The organism is Aliiruegeria sabulilitoris (assembly GCF_001558155.1).
GTDB classification, from domain to species: Bacteria; Pseudomonadota; Alphaproteobacteria; order Rhodobacterales; family Rhodobacteraceae; genus Tropicimonas; species Tropicimonas sabulilitoris.
Map to the genome: position 1 here is coordinate 1 of NZ_LOAS01000116.1, position 725 is coordinate 725.

The window sequence follows — 725 nt, forward strand, 5'->3', positions numbered from 1 at the left end:
GTTGCTCCAACCTCCGCCTGGCGGATGGACCGCGTCGCCTCGACTCCGACGATCACAGAGTAATCCGTGTCGATCAGGTAGTTGTCGGAGTAGGCGAAGAATGCCCGTCCTCTATGGGCGGCCGTCCATTGGCTTGCAGGGTCCGAATGCGAGATGCGCTTCGGTGTGACCGCCGTTGCGGCGCCAAACGCCTCCTCGTCCAGCGTATCGAGATATTCTCGTACCGCGCGTGGCGCCGCTGCTGGATCGATCTGGGAGACGTCCCACTCTTCCTTCAGCGTCGCGTTCTTCTTCCTGGCGTCGGCCCCTATCATGCTGGCATCGACTGCAAAATTGCGGCCGCCCACCAGACCTTCCTTGATGCAACGCGCTACCGTGCCCTCGAACAGATGACGCAGGAGTTCGCTCTCTCGAAACCGACCATGCCGGTTCTTGGAAAACGTGGAATGGTCAGGAACCTGATCCGTCAGATCAAGCCGACAGAACCACCTGTACGCCAGATTGAGATGAACCTCCTCGCAGAGGCGCCGCTCGGAACGGATGCCGAAGCAATAGCCGACAATCAGCATCCGGATCAGCAGTTCGGGATCAACCGACGGGCGTCCGGTATGGCTGTAGAAATCCGCGAGATGCGAACGAATGCCGTCGAGATCCACAAAACGATCAATCGACCTGAGCAGATGATCCTGCGGCACGTGATCCTCAAGCGAAAACTCGTAGAACAG

General features: G+C 58.9%; 1 protein-coding gene. It reads right to left on the reverse strand.

Annotation, left to right across the window (positions count from 1 at the left end; genetic code table 11):
* The coding region (locus AX756_RS24790) for a transposase (protein ID WP_197431149.1) at positions 1–725 on the reverse strand (725 nt) is incomplete at both ends.